This is a genomic window from Neobittarella massiliensis (ex Bilen et al. 2018) (genome assembly GCF_900289145.1).
Lineage (GTDB): Bacteria > Bacillota > Clostridia > Oscillospirales > Ruminococcaceae > Neobittarella > Neobittarella massiliensis.
Map to the genome: position 1 here is coordinate 192,439 of NZ_OKQO01000006.1, position 25,667 is coordinate 218,105.

At 62.6% G+C, this 25,667-nt stretch carries 21 protein-coding genes; 8 read left to right on the forward strand and 13 right to left on the reverse strand.

Translation table 11 applies throughout. The features are described 5' to 3' along the window. Positions 1-33 precede the first annotated feature (33 nt). Positions 34-1,017, forward strand: coding sequence for an ornithine cyclodeaminase family protein (locus C6Y32_RS09985; protein WP_105205111.1), 984 nt, complete (start codon positions 34-36; stop codon positions 1,015-1,017). A gap of 182 nt (positions 1,018-1,199) precedes the next feature. On the opposite strand, the gene C6Y32_RS09990 is transcribed toward C6Y32_RS09985, so the two are convergent. Both C6Y32_RS09990 and C6Y32_RS09995 read right to left on the reverse strand, forming a co-directional pair. Then, a complete protein-coding gene (locus C6Y32_RS09990) occupies positions 1,200-1,943 on the reverse strand; it encodes a BtpA/SgcQ family protein (protein WP_243562681.1) in 744 nt (247 codons plus the stop codon). A 116-nt stretch (positions 1,944-2,059) separates the two neighbouring features. Further along, complete coding sequence (locus C6Y32_RS09995) at positions 2,060-3,799, reverse strand: proline--tRNA ligase (protein ID WP_105205112.1); 1,740 nt, start codon at positions 3,797-3,799, stop codon at positions 2,060-2,062. Between the two features lie 285 nt (positions 3,800-4,084). Here C6Y32_RS09995 and C6Y32_RS10000 point away from each other — a divergent pair, with 285 nt between their 5' ends. From C6Y32_RS10000 to C6Y32_RS10010, 3 genes are all read left to right on the forward strand, one after another. Next, positions 4,085-4,471, forward strand: coding sequence for a C-GCAxxG-C-C family (seleno)protein (locus C6Y32_RS10000; RefSeq protein WP_105205113.1), 387 nt, complete (start codon positions 4,085-4,087; stop codon positions 4,469-4,471). A 210-nt stretch (positions 4,472-4,681) separates the two neighbouring features. Further along, a complete protein-coding gene (locus tag C6Y32_RS10005) occupies positions 4,682-5,266 on the forward strand; it encodes a GNAT family N-acetyltransferase (RefSeq protein WP_105205114.1) in 585 nt (194 codons plus the stop codon). Positions 5,267-5,537: 271 nt separating this feature from the next. Then, positions 5,538-6,521 (forward strand): nucleoside hydrolase, encoded by a 984-nt coding sequence (locus tag C6Y32_RS10010; protein ID WP_105205115.1) that lies wholly within the window; start codon positions 5,538-5,540, stop codon positions 6,519-6,521. A gap of 88 nt (positions 6,522-6,609) precedes the next feature. Here the strand turns inward: C6Y32_RS10010 and C6Y32_RS10015 are convergent, their stop codons facing one another. Genes C6Y32_RS10015 through C6Y32_RS10025 form a run of 3 tightly spaced genes read right to left on the reverse strand, consistent with a single transcriptional unit; the run spans position 6,610 to position 11,090 of the window. Next, on the reverse strand, positions 6,610-8,631 hold the full coding sequence (locus C6Y32_RS10015; protein ID WP_105205116.1) for a response regulator: 2,022 nt from the start codon (positions 8,629-8,631) through the stop codon (positions 6,610-6,612). Between the two features lie 18 nt (positions 8,632-8,649). Further along, positions 8,650-10,701 carry a GGDEF/HDGYP domain-containing response regulator gene (locus C6Y32_RS10020; protein WP_207204829.1) on the reverse strand — a complete coding sequence of 684 codons (2,052 nt, stop codon included), beginning with the start codon at positions 10,699-10,701 and terminating at the stop codon, positions 8,650-8,652. 29 nt (positions 10,702-10,730) lie between these two features. After that, the gene (locus C6Y32_RS10025) at positions 10,731-11,090 is read right to left on the reverse strand and encodes an Hpt domain-containing protein (RefSeq protein ID WP_105205117.1); all 360 of its coding nucleotides are present in this window, start codon (positions 11,088-11,090) and stop codon (positions 10,731-10,733) included. Between the two features lie 209 nt (positions 11,091-11,299). Here C6Y32_RS10025 and C6Y32_RS10030 point away from each other — a divergent pair, with 209 nt between their 5' ends. Both C6Y32_RS10030 and C6Y32_RS10035 read left to right on the forward strand, forming a co-directional pair. Continuing rightward, entirely contained in the window at positions 11,300-12,754 is a 1,455-nt protein-coding gene (locus tag C6Y32_RS10030; RefSeq protein ID WP_105205118.1) for a GntR family transcriptional regulator, read from the forward strand. Between the two features lie 221 nt (positions 12,755-12,975). Then, positions 12,976-14,706, forward strand: a complete 1,731-nt coding sequence (locus tag C6Y32_RS10035; protein ID WP_105205119.1) for an FUSC family protein — start codon at positions 12,976-12,978, stop codon at positions 14,704-14,706. 109 nt (positions 14,707-14,815) lie between these two features. Here C6Y32_RS10035 and C6Y32_RS10040 read toward each other — a convergent pair whose 3' ends face one another. Both C6Y32_RS10040 and C6Y32_RS10045 read right to left on the reverse strand, forming a co-directional pair. Continuing rightward, a complete protein-coding gene (locus C6Y32_RS10040; RefSeq protein ID WP_105205120.1) occupies positions 14,816-17,224 on the reverse strand; it encodes a HAMP domain-containing sensor histidine kinase in 2,409 nt (802 codons plus the stop codon). After that, complete coding sequence (locus tag C6Y32_RS10045; RefSeq protein ID WP_370738819.1) at positions 17,199-17,915, reverse strand: response regulator transcription factor; 717 nt, start codon at positions 17,913-17,915, stop codon at positions 17,199-17,201. The genes C6Y32_RS10040 and C6Y32_RS10045 overlap by 26 nt, the downstream gene beginning before the upstream one ends. Before the next feature lie 649 nt (positions 17,916-18,564). On the opposite strand from C6Y32_RS10045, the gene sfsA reads away from it, so the two are divergent. Together sfsA and C6Y32_RS10055 are read left to right on the forward strand one after the other, a co-directional pair. Further along, the gene (sfsA, locus tag C6Y32_RS10050; protein ID WP_105205121.1) at positions 18,565-19,293 is read left to right on the forward strand and encodes a DNA/RNA nuclease SfsA; all 729 of its coding nucleotides are present in this window, start codon (positions 18,565-18,567) and stop codon (positions 19,291-19,293) included. Between the two features lie 54 nt (positions 19,294-19,347). Further along, a complete protein-coding gene (locus C6Y32_RS10055; protein ID WP_105205122.1) occupies positions 19,348-19,929 on the forward strand; it encodes a methyltransferase family protein in 582 nt (193 codons plus the stop codon). Positions 19,930-20,038: 109 nt separating this feature from the next. On the opposite strand, the gene C6Y32_RS10060 is transcribed toward C6Y32_RS10055, so the two are convergent. Genes C6Y32_RS10060 through aroF form a run of 6 tightly spaced genes read right to left on the reverse strand, consistent with a single transcriptional unit; the run spans position 20,039 to position 25,603 of the window. Further along, entirely contained in the window at positions 20,039-20,323 is a 285-nt protein-coding gene (locus tag C6Y32_RS10060; RefSeq protein WP_164998214.1) for a chorismate mutase, read from the reverse strand. Positions 20,324-20,346: 23 nt separating this feature from the next. Next, on the reverse strand, positions 20,347-21,414 hold the full coding sequence (gene aroC / locus C6Y32_RS10065; protein WP_105205124.1) for a chorismate synthase: 1,068 nt from the start codon (positions 21,412-21,414) through the stop codon (positions 20,347-20,349). Next, positions 21,404-22,678, reverse strand: coding sequence for a 3-phosphoshikimate 1-carboxyvinyltransferase (gene aroA, locus C6Y32_RS10070; protein WP_105205125.1), 1,275 nt, complete (start codon positions 22,676-22,678; stop codon positions 21,404-21,406). Before aroA ends, aroC begins: the two co-directional genes overlap by 11 nt. Further along, positions 22,669-23,754, reverse strand: coding sequence for a 3-dehydroquinate synthase (gene aroB, locus C6Y32_RS10075; protein ID WP_105205126.1), 1,086 nt, complete (start codon positions 23,752-23,754; stop codon positions 22,669-22,671). The genes aroA and aroB overlap by 10 nt, the downstream gene beginning before the upstream one ends. Beyond that, positions 23,751-24,581: a prephenate dehydrogenase gene (locus tag C6Y32_RS10080; RefSeq protein ID WP_105205127.1), complete on the reverse strand. Its 831-nt coding sequence runs from the start codon at positions 24,579-24,581 to the stop codon at positions 23,751-23,753. The genes aroB and C6Y32_RS10080 overlap by 4 nt, the downstream gene beginning before the upstream one ends. Further along, a complete protein-coding gene (aroF, locus tag C6Y32_RS10085; RefSeq protein ID WP_105205128.1) occupies positions 24,578-25,603 on the reverse strand; it encodes a 3-deoxy-7-phosphoheptulonate synthase in 1,026 nt (341 codons plus the stop codon). The genes C6Y32_RS10080 and aroF overlap by 4 nt, the downstream gene beginning before the upstream one ends. Between the last annotated feature and the right edge of the window lie 64 nt (positions 25,604-25,667).

The window sequence follows — 25,667 nt, forward strand, 5'->3', positions numbered from 1 at the left end:
TTTGGCCTAAAAACAGAGAGGGGCAAACGAGCGATGGAAAAGGTGACCCGTATACTCAGAGAGAGCGACGTGGCAGAGCTGCTGGATATGCAGCAGTGTATCGACGTCATGGACCGCACGCTGCGCGAGGTATGGGCCGGGCAAACGGTCAACCTCCAGCGGGATATGATCCCCCAACCGGCGGGCAACATGTTCGCCATCATGGGCTCCAGTCTCACCGCCCAGCAGCGGGCCGGCTGCAAAGTGATCGTGTTCCCCGGCCAGCAGGCCAAAATGGCCGGCAGCAGTCAGGGCATCATTCCCATTTTCGACACCCAGACCGGCCGTCTGCTGGCCATCGTCGACGGCGAAGGGGTCACCGGGGTGCGCACCGCCGCCACCAGTGCTGCCGCCACCCGGGCGCTGGCCCGTGAAGACGCCCAAACGTTGGCCATTTTGGGGGCCGGGCGCATCGGCCGGCTGCACGTGCAGGCCATCTGTGCGGTGCGCGCCATCAAAAAGCTCTATGTGTGGGATATTGCCGAGGCGGCCACCGCCGGCTGCTGCGACTGGGCGCAAAAAGAGTTTGGCCTCGAGACGGTGCGCTGCCAAACGGCCCAGCAGGCGGTGGCCGACGCCGATATCATCTGCACCGTCACCCAGGCCAGCGAGCCGGTGGTGCGGGGCGAATGGCTTAAGCCGGGCGCCCACATAAACGCCGTGGGCGCCTGCGCCCCTCAGGTGCGGGAGGTGGATACCGCCACCATCCAGCGGTCCAGCGTGTTCGTCGACTGGGCCGAGGCCGCACTGCGCGACACCGGCGACCTGGTGCTGCCCATCAGGGAAGGAGCCTTCACTCCCGACAGCCTGGCCGGCGAGATCGGCGCTGTGCTGGCCGGCCAACTGCCCGGCCGCCGCAGCCGGGACGAGATCACTTTGTTCGAGTCGGTGGGTATCGCCGTCGAAGACCTGGCCGCCGCCCAGCTGGTGTACGAGCGGGCCCAGCAGCAAAACAGGGGCGCGCTCTTTACCTGGTGACTTTCCGCGCGCTCCACCAAACTAAAAAGAGGACCGCACTTTAAGTGCGGTCCTCTTTTGTCACAGCAAGCGGAGCGATCCCACCCGCGGCCCCGGCCACTGTGCCCGCCGATCTGTCCACATAAAAAGGGGCGGCCCGCCATGTGCGGGCCGCCCCTTTTTACCTGCGGGTGGGCAAAAGATTATCTGCTGCGCACCGCCCGCACTGCGTCCATAAACGTCTTTACGTGCGCGGGGTCCACATCGCCGGTATCTTTGTAGGTATCTTTAAAGTAGCTGCCCACAATGGCCGCGTCGGCGTGGGCGAACTGCTCCCCACAGCTCTCGGGGGTCAGCCCGGCGCCGATCACCAGCGGCGCCCGGTCGCCGATGAGCTGGCGAAACTCGCGGATCTTCTCGATATCGGTGGCGATGCCGGTGCCGGTGCCGGTCACCACGATGGCGTCACACCGCCCCAGCGCGATATCCATGTCCTCCTCCAGGCTGCGGCCCGACAGGTAGGGCTGATACTTAAAGCGCACCCCGCCGATAAGGAAGGCGTCGCTCTGCCGGCGCAGATCGTTTATCTCCTCGCCGTAGGCCCCGTCGTCCTCCGGCTTTAGGTGTCCGGCCATCGAGTCGATCTGGATGAATTTTACCCCGTACTGCGCCGCCAGACTAAAGGCGCGGCGGTAGTCGTGCAAAATGTTCACCCCGTACACGATATCCGGCCGCTGCGCTACAATATAGCGCAGCACCCGCTCCACGTCGTCGGCGGTGCCGAAGTAGTCCTCCACGATCACCGCGTCCGCCCCGCCCGCCAGCAGCAGGTCCAGCTCTCGCACCGCCCGCTCAAAGCGCTCGTCGGCAGTCTCGCCCTTTAAGTGCAGCATGGCCATAATGGGCTTGTCGTGGGCAAACAGGTCTAAAAAGTTTTTGTTCTTCACACAGATCCGTCCTCTCTCCGGTCGCGAATAGATGTTAAAATATCAGCCCCGAACCAGTGCTCGGAGCTGATACGCACACCGGCAGTACCGCCGGTGATGTTTTGCATTTTACCGGGTCACAGGGTGTCGTCGATGCGCTTTTGCAGCGCGGCGGCGATCTCGGCCACCCGGCTGGCGGCGTTCTCCACCGGCACCTTCTCGGCAATGCTCTTGTCGCGGGTCTTTATCTCCACCACGCCGTCTTTTAGGTTGCGGGGGCTCACGATCACCTTGATGGGGGTGCCCAGCAAGTCGGCGTCGGCAAACTGCACCCCGGCCGACAGGTCGCGGTCGTCGTACAGCACCTCAAAGCCCTTGCCGCTCAGCTGCTCGTACAGGCCGTCGGCCAGCTGGCGCACCTGGTCGTCGGCGCGCTTGATAGCGTTTATATGTACCTGCCAAGGGGCGATGGAGATGGGCCAGATGGGGCCGTAGTCGTCGTGGCTGTCCTCGATCACGCTGGCCAGCAGCCGCCCCACGCCAATGCCGTAACAGCCCATGATGGGGGTCTTTAAGCTGCCGTCTTTGTCGGCGTAGGTCATGCCCATGGTCTTGGAGTACTTGTCGCCCAGCTGGAAGATGTTGCCCACCTCGATGCCGTTTTTCAGGGTGATGTGGGCCTTGCCGCACTGGGGGCACACCATCTGCTCGGTCACCTTGCTCACGTCGGCAAACTTCTCTGCCGGCAGCTGGCGCAGGTCTACGTTTTTGTAGTGGGTGTCCACCTTGTTGGCGCCGCACACCACATTGTACATGCCCCGCAGCGACTCGTCAAAGTACACCTCGAATTTGTCCATGTCCAGCCCCACCGGGCCGATGTAACCGTAGCAGATGCCGTCGCTGCCGTCCTCGTCCACCCGGGCGCTCACATCGCTGCCGATCAGCCGGCGCACCTTGGCCTCGTTTACCTCCAGGTCGCCGCGCACGAACACGATGACCGGGGTGCCGGTGGTCTCTTTGGTAAACACCACCGCCTTCATCAGCATCTTCTCGGGGATGCCGATAAACTTGCACAGGCTGTCGATGTCCTTGCAGCCAGGGGTGGCTACCTCCTCGACATCCAGCCCCTCGGGGCCCATGTCGCCCACCGGGTCTAAAATACCGGTGGCCACCTCCATGTTGGCCCGGTAGCCGCAGGCGGGGCAGATGGCGATGGTGTCCTCACCGTCGTCGCACAAAAACATGAATTCGTGGGCGATGGCGCCCCCCATCATCCCCGAGTCCGACTTGACCGACACCACGTGTCCCAGCCCGGCCCGCTTGTAGATGCGCTCATAGGCCTCGTGGCAGCGGTAGTAGTACTTCTCCAGATCCTCCCACGAGGTGTGGAACGAGTAGGCGTCTTTCATGGTGAATTCCCGCACCCGAATGAGCCCCCCGCGCGAGCGCGCCTCGTCGCGGTACTTGGTCTGTATCTGGTAGATCATAAAGGGGTATTTTAGGTAGCTCTTGGCCTCGGTGCGGGCCAGGTGCACCGCCGCCTCCTCGTGGGTCATGGCCAGCAGCATGTCGTGGCCGGTGCGGTCGCGAAAGCGCAAGAGCTCCCGCCCCACGCTCTCGTAGCGGCCCGACTCGTCCCACAGCTCCCGGGGCAGCACCACCGGCATGAGGATCTCCTGGCCGTCGATGCGGTCCATCTCCTGGCGGATGATGTTCTCGATCTTGGCCGCCACCCGCTTGGCCGGGGGCAGCAGCGTGTAGATACCGCCGGCCACCTGCCGCATATAGCCGCCCCGGATCAGCAGGCCGTGGCTGGCCAGCTGCGCCTCAGAGGGCCACTCCTTAAATCTCTCGCCGATAAGTGCGCTCAGCTTCATAACCTATTCTCCTTATCCTGTAAAAGCGCCGCCGGGCGTATCCCGCCCCCGGCGCCGGGTAACACAGCAGACCCACAGCCGCCCCACCGGAGTGCCGTCGGTGCCTTTTTAGTTTAGCTTTTTTTGGGGTGCTTGTCAACGCAGACCGCATTTTGGTGCGGTTTTTTCGCCCCTGCACCGGCGGCGGCGCACCGCTCGGCCGTACGCGGACGGGCTTTTTATGCTATACTGGTAAAAACGGGGCCGCGCGCGGCCCGGTGACCAGTAGAAAAGAGGAGTGTTTTCATGCTCGAAAAACGGTGTGTAGATTATTTTGGCCAGGACCACAACTGCTCCATGTCCACCTTCCACGGTGGGTGCGACGAGTGGGGCGTGTCCCCCTGCGACCAGACCATGTGCGTCATGCGCGGGTACGGCGGCGGGTTTGGCTGCGGCAATGTCTGCGGGGCTCTCACCGGGGCCATCGCCGCACTGGCCGCCTATTATATCCGCGACCCCCAGCAGCGCAGCGAGGCGTTCTCGCAGGCTGCCGCCGGCGTGGTGGCCGACTTTAAACAGGCCTTTGGCAGCGAGATGTGCGCCGATATCGCCCCCCGCTACAAGAGTCAGGGCCGGCGCTGCGACGAGGTGGTGGCTCTCACCGCCCGCCTGATGGAAAAATACAAAAAGTAGCCCGATACAGACTTGATACAGTCCCGGTACAGCCTTCATGCGGCCCTGGCGCGGTTTGGCCAGCTGCCGTCTGCGGTGCCAAAGCGGCTCTGTGCGCGGTGATCGCTATTGCGGCCCGGCGCGAGCCGGTGTCGCCCACTGTACGCAGCGGCTGTAACAGATCGTGCCGCGGCAGCAAAGTGCTGCCGCCCGCCTGACGGAGGTACCGCTATGCAGATCCGCCTCGCCCGCCCACAGGACCAGGCAGCCATTGCCCAGATCATCGCCCGGGCTTTTGCCACCGACTTTGCCGCTATCTGCCGCGATCCCGGCCGGGTGGCCAAAGCGCTGGCGCCCGGGGTGCAGAGCGACCGCTTTTTCGTCGCCGAGCGCGGCGGGCAGATCGTCGGTGTGGCGGCGGTCGCCAGCTGTCAGGGCCGGGCTATGGCCATCGTCCCGGCGTCCTATCGCCGCCATCTGGGCTTTTTAAGGGGCGTGCTGGCCGCCATCGTCTTAAGGGAAGAGTTTGCCGGCGCGCTCTCCTACCCGCCCACCACCGGGTATATCGAGTTCGTGGCGGTCGCAGACAGCGCCCGCCGTCAGGGGGTCGCCACCGCGCTGCTGCAGTATATCCTGCGCCGGGGCGGCTACGCCGACTACCTGCTCGACGTCACCGACGTAAACACCGGCGCCCAGGCCTGCTACCGGCAGCTGGGTTTTACCGTCTGCGGCCAGGTGGCGGCCCGCCACCCCCGGCAGATGGGTTTTTCTCACAAGATCTATATGCGCCGCCCGGCCGATACAGCTGCCGGGTAGCCGCCTGGGCGGGGCCGTTTTTCGGCCCCGCCCTTTTGTTCTTTTTTGTGCCGAAATGGCCAAAATAAAATGGCGGAGACAAAAATTATATGGTAAAATGCCGGTATAGGCAATGTGCGGCGGTACCGGCGGGCTGCTCTGACGGTCTGCCTTTTGGCCGCCCGGGGCGGGGCCGCGCTGTCCCGCCGTGTCAACGGGTGCGCGCCGATCGGCAGCGCGCCCCAAAAGATGGCGGCGCCCCGCCCGCCGCCAAGATCAGGGAGGTTTATCTATGCGCTATAACAGCTTGCTCGACGAATTTCTAGACATCCACTACGACCACCCGGCCCCGGCTCACGATATCGAGCCCGCGTTCATTGTCGACCGGCTCAAAAAGCCCACCGGCAAAGTCGCCGCCGTGCTGGATACCGACGCCTATAACGAGATCGACGACCAGTACGCGATCGCCTATATCCTGCGCTCGCCAGAAGTCATCGACCTGCAGGCCATCTACGCCGCCCCGTTCCAGAACAAAAAGGCGGCCACAGCCGCCATCGGCATGGAGCGCAGCTATCAGGAGACCGCCACCATCTTAAAGCTGCTGGGCAAAGAGGGGCAGATGGCCGGCAAGGTGTTTCGCGGCTCCGATCAGTTCCTGGCCGATGCCTACACCCCGGTCGAGTCCCCCGCCGCCCGCGACCTGGTTGCAAGAGCTATGGCCCGCCCCGACGGCGATCCGCTGTACGTCATCGCCATCGGCGCCATCACCAACGTGGCCTCGGCGCTGCTCATGCAGCCGGCTATCGCCCGCAAGATCGTGGTGCTGTGGCTGGGCGGCCACGCGCTGGAATGGTTCAACACCAAAGAGTTCAATATGCTGCAGGATGTCTCTGCCGCCCGCGTCCTGTTCGGGTGCGGGGTACCGGTGGTGCAGTTTCCCTGTAAAGGGGTGGTCTCGGCCCTCACCACCACCGGGCCGGAGGTCGATTACTGGCTCAAGGGCAAAAATCCCCTGTGCGACTATCTGTGCGATATCACCCATCAAGAGGCGGCCTTCAACCGGCAGGGCCCGTTCTGGAGCCGCACCATCTGGGATGTGGCGCCGGTGGCGTGGCTCATGGATATGGACTGCACCGAGACCCGGTTCGAGCCCGCCCCCATCCCGTCGTACGACGGCTACTACAGCATCAGCCGCTGCAATCACCCCATCCTCTACGTCTACAGCGTAAACCGCGACCGCATCATCGGCGACCTGTTCACCAAATTGGCACGGTGACAGGCTCCCCGCGCGGCGCCGGCATATAAAAATAAGGGGCAGCTCCCGTCCAGTGGCGGGGGCTGCCCCTGTTTTTGCCGATCGTCGATCACAGGTATTTGTGTATCTCCCGCCGCAGCGTCTCGGCGTCCAGCGGCTTGGCCAGGTGCCCGTTCATCCCGGCCTCTCTGGCCGCGGCGATATCCTCGGCAAAGGCGTCGGCGGTCATGGCCAGTATGGGTATCACGGCGGCGTCTGGCCGCGCCAGGTCCCGTATGGCCCGGGCGGCGCTGTAGCCGTTCATCACCGGCATCTGAATGTCCATCAGCACCATGTCATAGGTGCCCGCCGGGGCCCCGGCAAAAGCTGCCAGCCCCTGGGCGCCGTCCACGGCGGTATCGATCACCGCCCCGGTGTCCTCCAGCAGCTCGGTGGCCACCTCCCGGTTCAGGGCGTTGTCCTCCACCAGCAAAAAGCGGCGCCCGTCAAAGCGGATATCCCGCAGCGCCTGCCGGCGGTCGGGCAGCGCGTCGGTGCCACCCAACACGTACCGCTGCAGCGCCCGGCACAGGGTCGACACGAATACCGGCTTTTGCATAAATCCGGTCACTCCGGCCGCGCGCGCCTGCTCCTCAATGTCCGACCAGTCATACGCCGAGATGATGAGTACCGGCAGCTGCCGGCCGCACAGCTGGCGAATGTGGCGGGTGGTCTGCAACCCATCCTGGCCGGGCATGCGCCAGTCCAGCAGCACCGCATCGTAGGCCCGGCCGCTGGCGGTGGCGGCGCGTATCTGTTTCTCGGCGTCGGTGCCGCTGTCCACCCATTGGGCGTACACCCCCAGCTGCTCAAGCATCTCGGCGGTGTAGGCGCACATGGCGGTGTCGTCGTCCACCACCAGCACCCGCAGGTCGGGCAGATGGCCCGCAAACGGGGGCGCGTCCTCTATGGCCAGCGGCAGCGTCACCGCAAAGGTGCTGCCCTGCCCCGGCGCGCTCTGCACCTCTATGGTGCCGCCCAGCAGGTCCACGATCTTTTTGGTGATGGCCATGCCCAGTCCAGTCCCCTCTACCGTGTCGGTGCGGCTGTCCCGCTCGCGGGTAAAGGCGTCAAATATCTGCGCCGCAAACTCCGGCTGCATGCCCGCTCCGCTGTCGGTAATGGTAAAGGTCAGCGCCGCTGTCCCGGCCTGCGGCCCGGCTCCCTCCTGCACCTCTACCGATATATGTCCCGCTCGGGGGGTGAACTTGCAGGCGTTCGACAAAATATTCAAAAGCACCTGCCGCAGCCGCAGCGCGTCGGTGCAGTACTGCTCGTGCACCACATCGTGCAGCCGAATGGAAAAGTGCTGGCCCCGCTCTTTAAACTGCGGCTGCATAATGGCCACCACATTTTCCAGCACGTCCGGCAGCGACACCGCATCCGCCCGCAGGGCCATCTTGCCGCTCTCGATCTTCGACATGTCCAGCACGTCGTTTATAAGCCCCAGCAGGTGCTGCCCCGACAGCCCGATCTTTTTTAGGCAGTCGCGCACCTTGTCGCAGTCGTCCAGGTGGGCCATAGCAATGTCCCGCATGCCGAGTATAGCGTTGAGCGGGGTGCGGATATCGTGTGACATCCGCGAAAAAAAGTCCGATTTGGCCCGCCCGGCCTCCTCGGCCTGCTGCAGCGCCTGGGCCAGCTGGCGGGTCTGCTCCTCCAGCTTTTTCTGCATCTGCTGCTGGTGGACCGTGTCGGTCACGTCGGTAAAGGTCGAGTAGATGACCGGCACGCCGCCCACCCGCTCCTCCGAAAAAGTGCCCACGATCTTGATCCAAATATGGCGCCCGCCTTTTTGCGGCATGCGGCACACGCATTGGTAGCCGCTCTCCCCGGCCGTTACGGCCCGGTCTATGGCGGCGGCAAATTTGGTGTACTCCTGCAGGTCCTGTTTAAAGTAGTCGCTGCAGCGGTTCTGGTAAATGGCCTCGTACTCCGCCCTGGTGTACAGCGTGCTCTCGTAAAAGTAGTCGTTGGCCCATATCACGGTAAAGTACTCGTCCATCAGGTGCTTGCTCACGCTCACATGCAGCGAGGTCATCAGCAGCTCGTACTCGTATTCTAGTCCCCTGCTCACATTGCTCTGTCCCATCGGCTTTCCCCCTGCACCTCAGCGGTCTATGGGCGATATCGCGCTCAACAGATCACGCATCTTGTCCTCGTAAAATAAACAGCGCCCCTTGCCGGCCTTTTTGGCCGCGTACAGCGCCTGGTCAGCCTTGTGAAACAGCGTCTCATAGTCCTCGCCGTCCTGCGGGCACAGCGCCACCCCCATGCTCATGGCGATGTCGAAGCCGTGAAATTTGCCGCCCAGCCCCGAAAATATGCGGCGGATGACCGGCTCTACCGGCTGTCGGCACTTTAAAAACAGCAAGAACTCGTCCCCGCCGATGCGGGCGGTAATGTCCCCGGCCCGCACGCCGCGGCGCACCCGCTGGGCGGTGTACTGCAGCACCTGGTCGCCGAACATGTGCCCCAGCCGGTCGTTGACCTCTTTAAAGTGGTCCAGGTCCAAAAGCGCCACCGCATACTGCCGGCCGCTCTGGGCCAGGTAGGGCTGTATGCGCTCTCTGGCCGCGGCGTGGTTGAGCATACCGGTCAGCGAGTCCTGCTCGGCCCGCTGCTGTAAGGTCTGCAGCTGCAGCTGTCTCTCGTGCACGTCGACAAATTTACCGATGACACCCTCCATCTGGCCGCTCTCCTCATCCTCCCAAAGCGGCCGGGCCAGCGCCTTATACCACCGCTTTTGCCCCTGTACGTGCAGCTGGTATACCGCATCGACGATGGGGCAGTCGGGGGTGGCGGCGCGCAGCTTGGCCTGCAGGTCCCGGTAGTCCGCGGGGTCCAGCACCGCCGCCAGCTGCCGGTCGCCGGCGGGGTCCTCGATGAGCATGGGCAGCGCCAGCTGTCTGGCCCCCCACTCCGACATCGAGAGCAGATCGGTGGCGTAGTGGTACTCAAACTGTATCTCGCTGGACATAGCGGCAAAAAACTGGTACTTGGTGCGCTCCTGCTCCAGCAGCGTCAGCGTCCGGCTGGAGGCCTGGCCCGCCGCCAGCGCCTGGCTCGACAGCGCCAATATGCTCTGTTCGGCCATATCCCCCGGCGAGCGCAGCCGCAGCTCCTCCTCCAGGCGGGGCCCCACCTGGCACAGGCACTGCAAAAGCAGGGGGTTAAAGGCCCCGCACTCGCCGCCCAGTATCATCTCCATCGCCTGCTGGTGCGGGTAAGCCGGCTTATACACCCGCACGCTGGTCAGGGCGTCATACACGTCGGCCAGCGCCACCACCTGCGCCTCGATGGGGATCTCGTCGCCCCGCAGCCCGTCGGGGTAGCCGCCGCCGTCGTAGCGCTCGTGGTGCCAGCGGCAGATGTTATAGGCCAGCTGCAGCAGCTCCTCCCGGTGCCGCTGCAGCGCGTCGGCCATGATCTGCGCCCCCAGGGCGCTGTGGGTCTGCATCACTGCAAACTCCTCGGCGGTCAGCTTGCCGGGCTTGTTGAGTATCTGCTCGGGGATCGAGATCTTGCCCACGTCGTGCAGCGACGAGGCGTTCACCATCATCGCTATCTGGCTCGAGCTCAGCGGGTAGCGGTCGGTGGTGCGCTGCAACTGGTGCAAAAACAGGTCGGTCAAGGTGCGGATGTGCAGCACGTGCAGGCCGCTCTCGCCGTTTCTAAATTCCACAATGTTCGAGAGGATCTCCACCATCAGGTAGTTGTTGCGCTCCTTCTCTACGATCTGGTCGGCCACCATCCCCTCCAGCATCCGCTGCTTCGAGTAGAGCATAATGGTGTTTTTCACCCGCCGCTGCACCACCCGCTCGTCAAAGGGCCGGCTGATGTAGTCCACCGCCCCCAGATCGTAGGCGTGGTCGATGTAGGTCGAGGCCGTCTCCGCCGAGATCGTGATCACCGGTATGCGCCCAATCCAGCCGTTTTTGTTCATCACGGCCAGCACCTCAAAGCCGTCCAGCTTGGGCATCACGATGTCCAGCAGTACCAGTGCGATCTCGCTCTGGTACTGCTGGAGCAGGTCTATGGCCCGCTGCCCGTCGGCGGCCTCCAGCACCCGGTAGGTGGGTGTCAGCATATCCGCCAGCAGCGCGCGGTTCATCTCGGTGTCGTCTACGATCAAGATCAGGTCGGTCTTCGTCTTTGCCACCTTTTCCTCGCCCCTCTCGCCCGCCGCCGTCAATTGGGCGCGTCCAGCAGTGCAGTGCCCGCTTCCACCTGGTCATAGGCCCGTTTCACCTCGGCGTAGAGCGCATCTGCCGCCGGCGGTATCCGGCCGCCGCGCAGCGCCTCGGTCATGGTGTCCGCCGCCGCGCCCAGCGCCCGCAGCCCCAGGTTCAGGCACATCCCCTTCAGCGAGTGGGCCACCCGAAAGGCGTCCTCGGCCCGCCCCTCGCGCAGCGCATCGGCCAGTGCCCGGCAGCTGTCCTCCCGCAAAAACAGAGATAAAAAACGCTGTATTCGCTCGCTGCTCCCCAGCCGCCGCAGCGTGTCGGCATAGTCGCCGCCTATCTGGCGGTAGAGCTCTTCTGTCGTCATGGCCGTATTTCCCCCCTGTGTATATCTTTCCTGTTTTAGCTATGGGTCTATTGTAGCGCAATCGCCGTCATAAAGCAATTTGCTGGCGCATTATTTCCGTGCTAAAATAAACACAGACTAAAACACACCCAAACACAGACCTGGATACAGGCCGCCGCGCTCCGCCACCCGGCCGCGCGAAACACAGATCAGTAGAGGAGGGGGACCACTTGCGCCAAGACCGGCACCTGTACAGCGACCTGTACCGCTCGCTGTGCACACAGATCGAGTGCGGGTATCTGCCGTGCGGCCAGCCGCTGCCGTCGCAGCCCCAGCTTTGCGCCCAGTACAATGTGGGCATCACCACGGTGCGCCGCGCCGTGGCCCAGTTGGCCCGGCAGGGCTATATCCGCCAGCCGCCCGGTCAGCCGGCAGTGGTCAGCTACACCGCCACGCCCCGGCAGTATGCGCTGGCGGTGCTGCGCCGCCGGGCCGATATCGCCGACGCCTTTGGCGGCCTCGGGGTGCTCATGCCCCCGCTGTACGCCGCCAGCGCACAGCTCTTAAAAGAGCGCGATCTGGCCGCCCTGCGGCAAACGGTCGAGCAGATATCTCCCACAATGAGCCAGGCCCAGATATACAGCTGTGCCAATATCTATTTTACCCGCCTGTTGCGCCCCTTCGGCAGCGACCTGATGATGGACCTGCAGTCCGACGCCGAGAATTTTCTGCGCGTTCCCTACAATCCATTGGCCCGGGTCAAAGACCCGTCGCTCATCACCGCCGGGCAGGTGCAGAGCTTTTTGGCCGCCGCCACCCAAAATATCCGGCGCGGCGACCCGTCCGCCCTGCAGCGGCAGCTGGGGCAGATGTACCGGCGCGCCGGCGCCGCGGTCGAGCGGTATATGGCCGCTCTCGCCCGGGCGGTGGGCCCGCTTCCCGCCGCTGCCGGCGAGCACTGCTGGTTTGTCTCCAAGGGCCGGTCCGAGCTCTATTTGCGGGTGGCCATGTCGCTGCTGCGGCGCATCGGCGGGGGCGAGTTCTCCGGCCAAAAGTACCTGCCCTCCATCCCCCAGCTCATGCGCACCTATCACGTCACCAAAGATACCGCCAGCCGGGCCGTGACCTTTTTAAACCGTATCGGCGCCGTGCAGACGCTCAACCGCCGCGGTACAGTGGTGGCCCGCGGCGATGCCGGTTATCAGATGTCCGATCTGAGCGACCCGCTGGTGCGCCGGCGGCTGCAGCTGTTTGCCCAGGCGCTGCAGATCATCGCCATCACCGCCCCCGCCGCCGCGGCCGCGGTGGTTCCCCACCTCTCGGCCTCCTGGCTCCCGCGCATGCAGCAGCGGCTGCAGCTGGGCTGCACCATGCACACCGACACCGCGCTGGTCCAGGTCATGATGGGCTGCCTGGTGGCGCTCTCACCGCACCACGCGCTGCAAAATATCTACAGCCAGCTCAACGAGCTGCTGCTCTGGGGCTACTACCTGCAGGTGTCCCCCCAGGTGCTCCACCGCGGCCACGACTGGGCCAGTAGCGGCGCGCAGCAGCTGCTGCAGGCCGTCGCACGCGAGGACGGCGACGCCTTTGTGGCGGCGCTGTCCCACAACTTTAACGCCCTGTATCAGCAGGTGTGTGCCCTGCTGGCACAGCTCCCCCCACTGCCGGCTGGCCCGTCCTAAAAAGCGGGGCTGTCCTGGCGGTCGGTCTGCCCGCTGTCCAGTTCCGCGCCATTCACCGGGCGCCGCGTTTTACCAGATGGGGCCCAAAAGCACGATTTGGCGCTGTTTTTCCTCTTTTTGGCGAGTTTAGCCCCCCGGTTTACAAAAAATTTACAATTTATAGCGTTGTTGCATTGCGTTTTTCTGGTGCTACACTGGTAGGTAGAAAGGAGAAACGCCACGTGTTTTTACAAAAATGCAAACTTGCCCTAACGAGGGCCAAAACCAGCTTGCGGCAAAATTTTCGCTTTGCCACGCTGGATTTTTTATTTATCGTCGCCTATATCGGGCTCTTCGGCCGCCTTTTTGGCCCCGAGAATTCATCGGTCGGCATGATCTTCACCATCCTTATGGGGGCCTCCATGCTGCGCGATATGACCGCCACGCCCCTGCGCCACCTAATGTTGCAGAGCGCGGTTCTGGTACTCATGGCCGCCGCGGCCTGTGCCGTCACCGCCCTGGGCCCCTGGCTGGCCCTGCCGGTCAATCTGGTGGCGCTGGTGCTCATTTTGTACGCCTTTACCTACGAGTATATGGATCACCTGTATTTTCCCTATATCCTCTCCTACCTGTTCTTGATCTTTTTGGCCCCGGTACCGCCCAGCGGCCTGCCCAAAAGGATGTTGGCCATGTTGGCGGGCGCGGTCTCTATCGTGCTCTATCAGCTGGTGATGGGCCGCCGCCGGGTGGCGCGCACCGCCCGGCAGTGCCTGGGCGATATCCTGCAAGAGGCCGATACCTGCCTTGAGTGCCTATTGGCCGGTGCGGGCACGCCCGACGCCCCGCAAAAGGTGCGCGAGAATCTGTTTGCCCTCAGTCAAACGGTATACCAGCGGCGCCACCGGGTACTGGGCGTCACCGACGCGGGGTTTGCCATGGTCGATGCCGGCCGCGACCTGGAGCAGCTCATCCTACAGCTCTACGCGCTCCAGGGGCCGATCGGCGACGATCGCCGGGCGGTGCTCCGGCAGATACAGGCACAGCTCCGGCTGTTTGACCGCTATCTGCAGCGGCAGGTAAACGCGCTGCCGCCCCTCGCCGACCCGCCTGCCGCCGCGCCCCAACTGCGGGCGCTGTGGCAAACTGCAGCCGCCATCCAGGCCGATCTGGTCCGCATGGCCGATCCCGCCCACCGCCGCTGTCGCCGCACCGCCCTCGGCCTGCGCGTACAGCTCAAGGCCGCGCTGGGGGCCAGCCAGGTGCGGGTGGTGTATGCGCTGCGGGTGGGGCTGCTGCTGGCGCTCTGCACGCTGGCCGTACAGTTGTTGGGGCTGCCTCACGGCAAGTGGCTGGTTTTCACAGTGGCCTCGGTGTCGCTGCCCTATGCCGACGATATCCCCCGCAAGGCCCGCCAGCGCCTGCTGGCCACACTGGCCGGCGGGGCGGTGGGGGCGCTGCTGTTTTCACTGCTGCCTAGCGCCGGTGCCCGCACAGCGGTGATGATGCTCTCGGGCTATCTCACCTTTTACTTTGGCAGCTATGTGGGCACCTTCGGCTGCTCTACGGTGGGGGCGCTGGGCGGCGCCGTCATCGCCGGGGTGACCGACCCGTGGGCGGTGGGGGGCATGTTGGCTGTGCGGTTGGCCTATGTGCTCCTGGGTATTGCCATCTCTCTGCTGTGCTGCCGCGTGCTGTGGCCGTACGACCGCGAGCGCGCCACCCGTCAGCTGGGCGAGAAGTATGCCTATACAGCGGAACTGCTGCAGAGGATGTGCCAGAGCAGCAGCAGTGACAGCCAGCTCTACTACACGCTGGTGCTCAAGGCGTACTTGATGGAGGAAAAGCTGCTGCAGAATGCCGGCGCCGCCGGCTGGGCGGATCTGGACCCCAAGCTAGAGGTCAGCCGCCAAAAGGTGCGCGCCGCCCGTCTGCCCCGGCAGCTGGAGGTCTGCATGCAGCCACAGGCGGTGTAGGTGCAGGTTTAGGTGTAGGTGAACCGTACCGCCGCCAACATATGTGTGTAAAAAAGAACGGCCCCGGATGAAACGTCAGTTTCGCCCGGGGTCGTCTCTCATTTGGCTGTTACTGCTTTTTATCGCCGTCCAGTTGGCCGCGTATCGCCGACTCAAAGCCGGGCAGCGGCTGGCCGGTATAGGGGTCAAAGCGGGGGATGGGTTTAGTCGGCGCCACCGGGCCGGCCACACTGTGCACCGGTGCCTGGATGCCGGCAATATCCTGTTGCAGAGCCGCCGCGTCTTCGCTCGGCAGCTGGGTGTCCGCCGGTGTCTCTGTCGGTTCGCCGGCCTCTTCGGTGCTCGCGCTCACACCGTCTGTGTCAGCGCCGCGGCCGGGCGCCCTGATGGTGGCAAAGGTGAGGATAGCCTTAAACAGGTCCCCGTCTACCAACAGGTCCAGCTGTCCCCCCATCAGCGCCACAAAGCTGTCGGCTATGGCCAGGCCCAGGCCGCTGCCCTCGGTGGTGCGCGACAGATCGCCGCGTACGAACCGCTCCTTGATCTGGTCACCGGTAAAGTTCATGGGATAAGAGGAGATGTTTTTAAAGATGAGCGACACCTGCCCGCCCCCGCTGACCAGATCGATATATACCCGCGAGCCGGTCAGCGAGTATTTGGTGATGTTGATGATCAGGTTTTCCAGCACCCGATACAGCTTTACGCCGTCGGCCAGCACATACACTTTTTCACCGGTGCCCGACAGCGTAACGGTGAGCTGGCTGTTCTGAATGGGCTGCTCTAGCTCGCCTACCGCCTGCTCCAGCAGCTGGGCGATATCCAGCGGCTCCAGCACCAGATCCATGTTGCCGCTGGTGGCCTTAGACAGGTCAAAAATATCCTGTACCAGCGTTTTGAGCCGCTGCGATTTGCGGTCGATGATCGACACGTAGTCGTTGGCCTCCGGAGGCTGCAGCTCCTCTGCCTTGAGCAGCTGGGTATAGCTGATGATCGAGGTCAGCGGCGTCTTCAGATCGTGCGACACGTTGGTGATCAGGTCCACCTTCATCTTCTCGCTGTTCACCTCGTTTTCGATCGAGGCCTTTATGCTGGTCTGCATGTTCTGCACGGCGTAAAACAGCGGGTACAGGTCGTCCTGGGGGTCCAGCGGGATGTGTTCATCCAGGTTCCCCTGCGAGATGGTAGCCACCTGGTCGATGACCTGTCCCAGCTGGCCGATGATCTTAAAGTAATCCTTTACCACGCGGCAGGTGAGCACGAACGCCACCGTGATCACCGCCAAAAACAGGATGAACAGCACTGTAGAGCTGGCGGCTACCGACAGCAGCAATATCACCAGCGACAGAATGCACAGCCCCAGGATAGAGAGCGCAAAATTGGTGAATTGCCGCCGGATCTTGCGCTGGAACTGGTAGCTCATGTTGCCGCCTTTGATGATGCGCATGAACCAGGCGGGGATGCTGTTGCGGAAGGTGGCGGTGCCGTTGTGCTTCAGGTCGTAGTACAGCAGCAAAATGAGCAGATACACGACGGTCAGCGACAGCACCGAGCCCCACACGTAGCCGCTGGCGTACATAGAGGTGAGGCCCTCCATGGCCGAGATGAAAAAGCCGATGATGCCCACGATGCTGACGCCGTATTTGAGCTCGTACGGCACCCGCCGAATGCGCGCGGCCACCCGCACGCCAAACATGCGCAGCGTCTTGCGCCGCAAAAAGCAGATGCCAAAGCCAAGCAGCGCCAAAAACACCAGGCCCGGCACCACCTCGGCCTGGCTGTACAAGTCGGCCCAGGTGTAGTAGCTCAGGTCGCTGTAGTCAGACCTGAATTCAGCCACCCGCGGGATGACGATGGCGGTGTGGATGTCAGATTCCGACTCGTCGTAGTAATAGTAGGTGCTGCCGCGGCCGTAATAGCCGTCAAAACTGTACTGCGCCACACCGGCGTCATCCCAGTATGGGTCTGCCGACGAGACGGTAGTGGTACCGTTTTTTAGCTCCAACACAAACTGGGGCACCACGCGGTCGCCCTGACTTTCGGCCGCCGACTGCTGCTTTCTGTACACCCGCAAAAACTCGTCGATATCCGCGTAAGACGAGTTGGTGTAGCTCTTGCCGGTGGTGCTGTTGTAGGTAAATACCAGCACGCCGTCGTAGTTGTCCTGCACCTGCTCGCGAACGACCTTTTCGGGGTCGCGGATGTAGTCGTCCTCCTCGTCGGCGATCTCGCTGCCGGTAGCCAGCGACGACGAGCAGATGTTGAGCAGGGTGTTGACCCCGCTGGCAAAAGAGGAGGTGTCGTAATACGACTCGTTGCCGCCGCTCACGCCAAAAGCCACCGTGCAGCCCACGCAGTACAGCGTCAGCACCACCGAAAACAAAAATACGGCGAACACGATGACGGGGTGCCGGCGGCGCACCTTTTTTTGCGGCGGCGCAGCCTCTTGGGTGCTGTCTATCGCCAGTGCCGCCTGCTCGGCGGCTTTTTTCTGTTTACGCTTTTTCGATCTTATAGCCAAGTCCCCACACCACCTTTAGATATTTGGGCTTTTTGGGATCGATCTCGATCTTCTCTCGAATACGGCGGATATGGACGGCCACGGTGTTCTCGGCGTTAAAGCTGGGCTCGTTCCACACCCGCTCGTAGATCTCGTCGATCGAGAACACCCGTCCCTGATTTTGCATCAGCAGGTAGAGGATCTTGTACTCGATGGGGGTCAGCCGCACCTTTTTGCCGTCCACCGCCACCTCTTTGGTGGTGTTGTTCACCACCAGCCCGTCACACTCCACCACGTCGTCTTTCTGGCCAAAGTCGCTGGAAAAAGACACGTATCGCCGCAGCTGTGAGCGCACCCGCGCCACCAGTTCCAGCGGGTTAAAGGGCTTGACGATGTAGTCGTCGGCCCCCAGGTTGAGACCGATGATCTTGTCGGTATCCTCCCCCTTGGCCGAGACTAAAATGATGGGGATCTGATTTTTTTCGCGAATTTTCAGGGTGGTCTGGATGCCGTCGAGTTTGGGCATCATAATGTCCATCAAGATCAAGTGGATGGTATTTTGCTGCAGCATCTCAATGGCCTCGATACCGTCGTAGGCTTTTAAAATATTGAGCCCCTCATTTTTCAGGTAGATCTCGATCACATCCACGATCTCGTGGTCGTCGTCCACCACCAGTACATTGAGCCCTTCCATTCCGCTGGTCTTCTGCATGTCGTCCTCCTGTATATTCTCTGTGGAAAAAGTGAGACCGCCGCCTGTTCGGCAAAAACAGGCCGCTGTGCCCACCCGATGTTACTTGGGCGTATACACGCTTAGTATACCACAGAGAGGGGGGCGCTGGCGAGCGCCCGTCTTACAGCTTTAAGGATAGCGCCTATTTCTTACTGGCAGCGGCGCGAATTTTTGAAGACTTTCTTAATATGTCGGTGGCTGGGTCTCCCCCGACGGGTATAAGTTTTATAATCATTCCCGCCCACTGCAGTTTTTAAAAAATACCGCCTGGCGCGCTACCGCCTTACTGCAACGTTTGCAGGAACCCACCGCTCCTGTTTTTCATAATCTGGTAAAAAGGAGGTGACGGCATGGCGGTGAGTGGGAGCATCGGCACGGCGGCCGGCCTGTTTTGGCTGGCAGCGGGTCTGTTGGCCATCGGTTATCGGACGCTGCGCTGGGGCTGAGCGCAGTCGCGGGGCGGGGTGAGCACCCCGCATTTTTTATGGGCGGGTTTGGTGCCAACCCATCCCTGCTCCTTATACTAGCCCCCAGTTGACAGCGCCGGGCGCCGGGCGGTATAGTGGAAAACAGATGTGACCGGGGACGGGCGTTATCCTGCTCCCCCGGCCAGGTGGGGGTAAAAAGTATGGAGTATGCGCAGGTAGTGACCGGGAAGTTTTTGCAGCGGCCCAACCGGTTCGTGGCGCTGTGCGAGATAGAGGGCCGCACCCATCGCTGCCATGTCAAGAATACCGGCCGCTGCCGTGAGCTGTTGCTGCCCGGCGCCACTGTATTTTTACAGGACCGGCGCGGCGCCGAAAAGCCGGGCAAGACCGAGTTTTCACTCATCGGCGTCAAAAAGGGCGACATGCTGGTAAATATCGACTCACAGGCCCCCAATGCGGTGGTAAAAGAGGCACTGCTCAGCGGTGCGCTGGTGCTGCCGGGCTTTGCGTGCCCCGATATCGTGCGGCCGGAATACGGCTACGGGGCCTCGCGGCTCGATTTTTACCTGCAAAAAGGTAATCGCCGCGCGCTGGTCGAGGTAAAAGGCGTCACGCTGGAGGTCGGCGGACAGGCGCGCTTTCCCGACGCGCCCACCCAGCGGGGGGTAAAGCACCTGGATGAGCTGGCCGGTGCAGTGGCGGCGGGCTACTCCTGTTTCGCGGTATTCGTCATCGCCCTGCGCCCAGTTTCCAGTATGGCCCCCAACTGGCTCACCCATCCGGCTTTTGGCCGCGCTCTGCAGCGGGCCCAAAAGGCGGGCGTACAGCTGCTGGCCTACGACTGTGCAGTGGGTCAGGATACGCTGTCGTTGGGGCGGCCGGTGCCGATCGATTTGCACACACCGGCCAGCGCAGAAGATGGGTTTTAAATTTAAAATATAGCCCGGAACCCGCAACACCACCGGGCAGAGTGGGGAGCGCGCATGATGTACCGATTTTTGGCCGCCGCTATATTGCTTTGCTTTTATGGCACCTATCTGGGAAAGATGCTCTGCCAGCGACGGCGGGGCATACAGACCGACCAGATGGCCAAAGGCGATAAGCCCAGCTCGGTGCGCCGCACCGAGCTGCTGATGAAGGTGGCCACCTTTTTGCTGGCGGCGGTGCAGACAGTCAGCGTGTTGTGTGGGTGGTCGATGATGCCGGCGCCGGCACGGACGGTCGGCGCCGCGCTGGGGCTGGTGGGCGACGGCATCTTTTTGGCGGCTGTATACACCATGCGCGACAGCTGGCGGGCCGGTATCGCCCAGGGCCAAAACACTCAGCTGGTGCACAGCGGCATCTACCGCTACAGCCGCAACCCGGCTTTCCTGGGGTTTGACGTGATGTATCTGGGCGTACTGCTGCTCTGCTTTAACCCTCTACTTCTGCTGTGTACGCTGTTTGCCATTGCAATGTTGCACCGGCAAATACTGCAGGAGGAAGCCTTTTTGCCCACGGCTTTTGGTGAGGCCTACACGTCTTATTGCCGGCAGGTCCGCCGTTACTGGGGCCGCCGCCGGTGAGCAGATGCATAGTTTTACATATAAAAGCCCGGTGGAGAAGTGCTCTCCGCCGGGCTTTTGGCTGATATATTGGGACAGACAAACGGTCATATGGGTGTTGCCGTACCGTCTACTGGTCCCCCTTTAAAATGTGCTGCTGGTATTCGCGGCTGATGCGCATCATCTGGGCAAAGTAGTCGCTGACGTAGTCGCCCATCTCGTCGGGGCAGTTATGGCGTACCCGCTCCAGGATCTCCTGCTCGCGGGCGGGGTGCAAAACGGGCAGCCCCTGGGCCTTTTTGTACAGCCCCACCTGAGCCACTACCTCCATCCGCTGGCAAAACAGGTCCAGCAACTGGCGGTCTATCTCGTCTATTGCGGCGCGCAGCGCCGTCAGGTCGCTCTTGTTTTCCACAATATCGCTCCTTCTGGTGGAATTTACAGCATGTCCAGCAGGGCGATGGCTACCCCTGCCTCTACACAAACTGCCGCCCGCGGCACCACACAGGGGTCGTGCCGACCCTGAATGCAGTGCTGCAGCACAGTGCCCTGCACAAAGTCGATCGTCTGCTGCTCTTTGGCGATCGAGGGGGTGGGCTTAAAGGCCACCTGCATCAGTACCGGCATGGCGTTGGTAATGCCCCCCTGTATGCCGCCGGCTCGGTTGGTAGTGGTGCGCACCTGTCCATCTTTTATGGTAAAGGGGTCGTTATTTTGCGAGCCGCGCAGCATGCTGCCGGCAAAGCCGTTTCCAAAACTCACCCCTTTTACCGCGGGGATCGCGTAGAGCATGGCGGCCAAAGTGCTCTCCACGCTGCCAAAGATCGGATCGCCGATCCCCGCGGGCAGCCCGATCACTGCACACTCGATCACCCCGCCTACCGAGTCGCCGTCGCGCCGCGCCGCATCGATAGCGGCGATCATCTGCTCGCCGGCGGTGCTGTCGCACACCGGAAAGTCGCGGCGGTGCACCTGCTCAAAGTCCTGCCGACTCACCGCTACCGGGTCAAAAGGCTTGTCGGCGATACCGGCGATGTGGGCGATATGAGCTCCCACATAAATCCCCTGTTCAGCCAACATCTGGGTGGCGATGGCCCCGGCAAACACCAGTGGCGCCGTCAGCCGGGCCGAAAAGTGTCCACCGCCCCGCACGTCATTGTGTCCGCTGTACTTTACGTAGCCGGTGTAGTCGGCGTGGCCCGGGCGGGCAATATGGCTGGCCGGGCCGTAGTCCTGTGAGCGGGTGTTCTGATTTTCGATGACGGCGCAGATGGGGGTGCCGCAGGCTACACCGTCCACCACCCCGGAGAGGATCTTGGGGGTATCGGGTTCCCGGCGGGGGGTAGACCAGCTGTTTTTGGCCAGCCGGCGGGCGCAAAAAGCGCTGATGTGTGCCCAGTCCAGTACCAGACCGGGCCGCACCCCCTCGATGACCACCCCAATGGCTGGCCCGTGCGACTCGCCGAACAGCGAGATCTTGAATTTGCTGCCGTAGCTAGAGGACATCTGCCACACCTCCTAGTGCGGTAAAGTGTTCAAAGAAATTGGGATACGACTTGTCGATACACTCCGCCCCGTCGATATACACCGTCTGGCCGCCGCAGAGCAGCGCGGCGACCGCCGCCGTCATGGCGATGCGGTGGTCGCCAAAGCTGGAGACGGTGGCCCCGTGCAGCGGGCGGCCCCCGCGCACCACCAAGCTGTCGCCGTCGGGCCCCACGGCGACATCGGCCCCCAGCGCCGTGAGCGTGGCGCTGGTGGTGTACAGCCGGTCGCTCTCTTTGTCGCGCAGCCGCCCCACCCCGGTAAAGGTAGTGGTGCCGCTGGCCGCAGCTGCCGCCACCGCCAAAATGGGCACGATATCAGGGATGTGCGACCCGTCGATGACCGTGCCGTGCAGCGGGGCTTGGGCGCTGTGTACCATCCCGTCCCCAGTGCGTATCTGCGCCCCCAGCTGGGCCAAAATGTCGGCCACTGCCCGGTCTCCCTGCCGCGACTGGCAGTTGAGGCCCGCCACCGTCACCGAGCCGCCAACGGCCCCCGCCGTCAGGTAAAAAGCCGCGCCAGACCAATCCCCCTCCACCTGTATCTCCTGTGGCTGGTACTGTTGCCCGCCCGGCACGAACCAGCCGCGGTGGGTGGCCTCGGCCCGCACGCCGAACTGGGCCATGATCTGTAGAGTCAGGTCGATATACGGCCGCGACTGCAGGCGCGAAGTCAGCGATATCTCGCTGTCTCCCTCTAAGAGCGGCAGCGCCAGCAACAGCCCGGTAATAAACTGCGAACTCACGTGGCCGGGTATGGGGTATACTCCGCTCTGCAGCCGGCCGGTCACGGTGCAGGGAAGCGTGCCGGCATAGTTGGTCTCGGCCCCGTTTTGGCACATGGGCTGCAGCAATTCGGCAATAGGTCGGCCGGGCAGCCGACCCCGCCCGGTAAAGGTGGCCGGCACGCCTAGCGCCGCTGCGATCGGCACGAAAAAGCGCAGTGTAGAGCCCGATTCCCCACAGTCGATAGTGACCGGTCGGTCGCCTGCCGCCGCCGTCAACCCGGTCAGCTGCCAGCTGCTGTCGCCCAGCGGTCGGCAGCCCGCCCCCAGCACATTGGCCGCCGCCAGCGTGGCGCGGATATCGGTGTTTTGGGCCAGGTGCGTGAGCACCGAGGTGCCGCCGGCCAGCAGTGCACAGATCACCGCCCGGTGTGAACAGGATTTTGAGGGCGGTGCAGTGATCGTACCTCTCAGCTCCCGAGCGCGAACAGCTATGCGCATGGTTCCCCCTCCAATCGGTCTAAAAGTGGCTGGGCAGCCAACAGAAAGGCCCTAAAGTCATCCAGCGCCAGTTTGGTGATAACACACCGGCCGATCTCGGCGATCTGCACGATCGAGATCGCGCTCCCGTCGCGCTTTTTGTCCCCCATGGCCGCCGGCAGCAGGTCTGCCACCGGTGCACTGTAATGTGTAGCCAGCTTGTTTTTTTGCAGGCAGCGGCACAGCTGGTGCAGCACGTCGGGCGGGCACAGCCCCCCCGCCACACAGGCTGCCGCCATCATGACCATGCCCATGGCCACCGCCTTGCCGTGACTCACCGCAAAATTCGAGTGCCGCTCGATGGCGTGGCCCATGGTGTGCCCAAAATTGAGCAGCATGCGCACCCCGGTATCGAACTCGTCCTGCCGCACGACCTCGGCCTTGATGGCCACGCAGCGGGCCACGATCTCCTCTAAATGGTCGCGAAAGCCGCCCTGCATCTGCAAAAACAAGTCCCGGTCCCAGATCGCCCCGTACTTTACCGCCTCGCCGATCCCGTCGGCAAAGTACGCCTCTGGCAGCGTGTCTAAAAAGGCGGTATCGCACAGCACGGCCACCGGCTGCCAAAAACAGCCGATCAGGTTTTTGCCCTGCGGCAGATTGGCCGCCGTCTTTCCGCCCACCGAAGAGTCGATCTGTGCCAGAAGGGTGGTGGGCACCTGCACATAGGCGATACCGCGCAGGTACATGGCGGCGGCAAAACCGGCAATATCGCCCACGATCCCACCGCCCAGCGCCAGCATCATATCGCTGCGGGTAAGCTGGTTTTGGTGGCAGAACTCACAGATCTGCTGTACCGTGGCCAGCGATTTGTGCGTCTCCCCGTGAGGAAATACAAATTTACAGCAGGTCAGGCCGGCGCGCTGCATCTGGGCCACAAAACGGTCGCCGTACAGTGCGTTTACGTGGTCGTCGGTGATCACGGCAAAAGTTTTGCCCGCGTAGCGGTCGGCCAACTGTGCGATAAAGATGTCGGTACAGTCTCGGCCTACCTGCACGGTATAGGGGGTATGGGCGGCAACGGGGATCTCGGTCACGGTCTCAGGGCCTCCTTTATCTCGCGGCCCTGCCGCAGGAGCGCACACAGCTCGGTGTCGTCCTCCTGGGCCAGAGCGTCGCGGTAGCGCTGCAGGTTTTCCAGAAAAATGTCCAGTTCGCGCAGCAGGTTGGGGCGGTTTTTAGAAAACAGGTCGGTCCACATCTCCTCGTTGAGCTTGGCCACCCGGGTCAGGTCTTTAAAACTACCCGCCGAAAAGCCGCCAAAATCCTGGGCCGTGGGGCTTTTGACATAGCAGTTGGATACGATGTGGGCCAGCTGTGAGGTGATGGCAATGATCTCGTCGTGGCGCTGCGGCGTGGCAACGACCACCTTGCGAAACTCCAAGCTGTAAAACAAATTGGATAATTTATTAATAATATTACTATCTGTATTAGCGCTTGGGGTCAAGATCATGCTGGCGTGGTGAAACAGATTGTCCATGCTGGCCCGGTAGCCCGAGAGCTCTCGGCCGGCCATGGGATGGGCGCCCACAAAGGTAAAGCCCCGCTCCACTGCCACTGGCTCGATCTCACGGCACACGAATTCCTTTACGCCGCACACATCCAGCACGACTGTATCACCGGCAAAGACCTGCTGCTTTTCCAAGATATAGTCTACCGTTTTTTGCGGATAAAGGCAAATCAGTACCAGGTCACAGTGGGCCATCCGCACATCGTCCAGCACATCGGCAACCGCCCCGTCCTGTAACGCCTGTTCCATGGTCTGGGGGTTTTTATCCATGCCGTACACCCGGTGTCCGTGGGCCGAGAACGTCTTGGCCAAACTCCCCCCGATCAGACCCAGCCCTACGATTGCCACGTTCATGAAAACTTCCTCCCCATCAGGCTGATAAACGGCCGCAGGCCGGATGCGATCTGCTCGAATTGGTCGGGGGTTAGCGACTGGGCCCCATCGCACAGCGCCTTTTCAGGGCAGTCGTGCACCTCGATGATCAGCCCGTCGGCACCCGCCGCTACCGCTGCCCGCGACAGCGGCTCGATCAGCCAGGGGATGCCGGCAGCGTGGGAGGGGTCGACCAGAACCGGCAGATGGGTCTTTTGTTTTAAGATGGGTATGGCCGAGATATCCAGCGTGTTGCGGGTGGCCGTCTCAAAGGTGCGAATGCCCCGCTCACAGAGGATCACCTGGTCGTTGCCGCCGGCCATGATATACTCGGCGCTCATCAGCCACTCCTCGATGGTACTCGACAGCCCGCGCTTGAGCAGCACCGGTTTGCGCTGGCGGCCCACCTCTTTGAGCAGCTCAAAGTTTTGCATGTTACGGGCCCCCACCTGAATGATATCTACGTTTTCAAAAAGCGGCAGCTGTGATTTGTCCATCACCTCGCTGATGATGGGCATGCCGGTATCCTGTTTGGCCATGCCCAGCAGCTGTAAGCCGTCGGCGCCCATGCCCTGAAAGGCGTAAGGGCTGGTGCGGGGCTTAAAGGCGCCGCCGCGCAGCACTTTGGCTCCGGCGGCACCCACCCGACGCGCCACCTCGGTGATCTGCCGCTCGCTCTCTACTGAGCAGGGGCCGGCGATCAGCGTAAAATGGCCGGCGCCGATCAGGATATCGCCGCCTTTTGCAGGTACCGTGACCACCGTGTCCTGCGGATGGAATTTGCGGTTGGCTTTTTTGTACGGCTCCTGGATGCGCTGTACCCGCTCCACGATCGAGAGCGATTGGATCTGTTCCAGATCGAGCTGGGTGGTGTCGCCCACCAGCCCCATCAGGGTGGTGTTTTCACCCCGCGACAGGTGTGCCTGCAGGCCTTGGGCCTGCACCCAGCGCGAGAACTGGTCTATTTTTTCGGCGGTGGTGTGGGGTTTGAAAATTACGATCATACTGGTGCTCCCTCTCTTGTGCCAGGGGCGTGCCGGGCAGCCGGTAAAAACAAAAGAGCCGGCC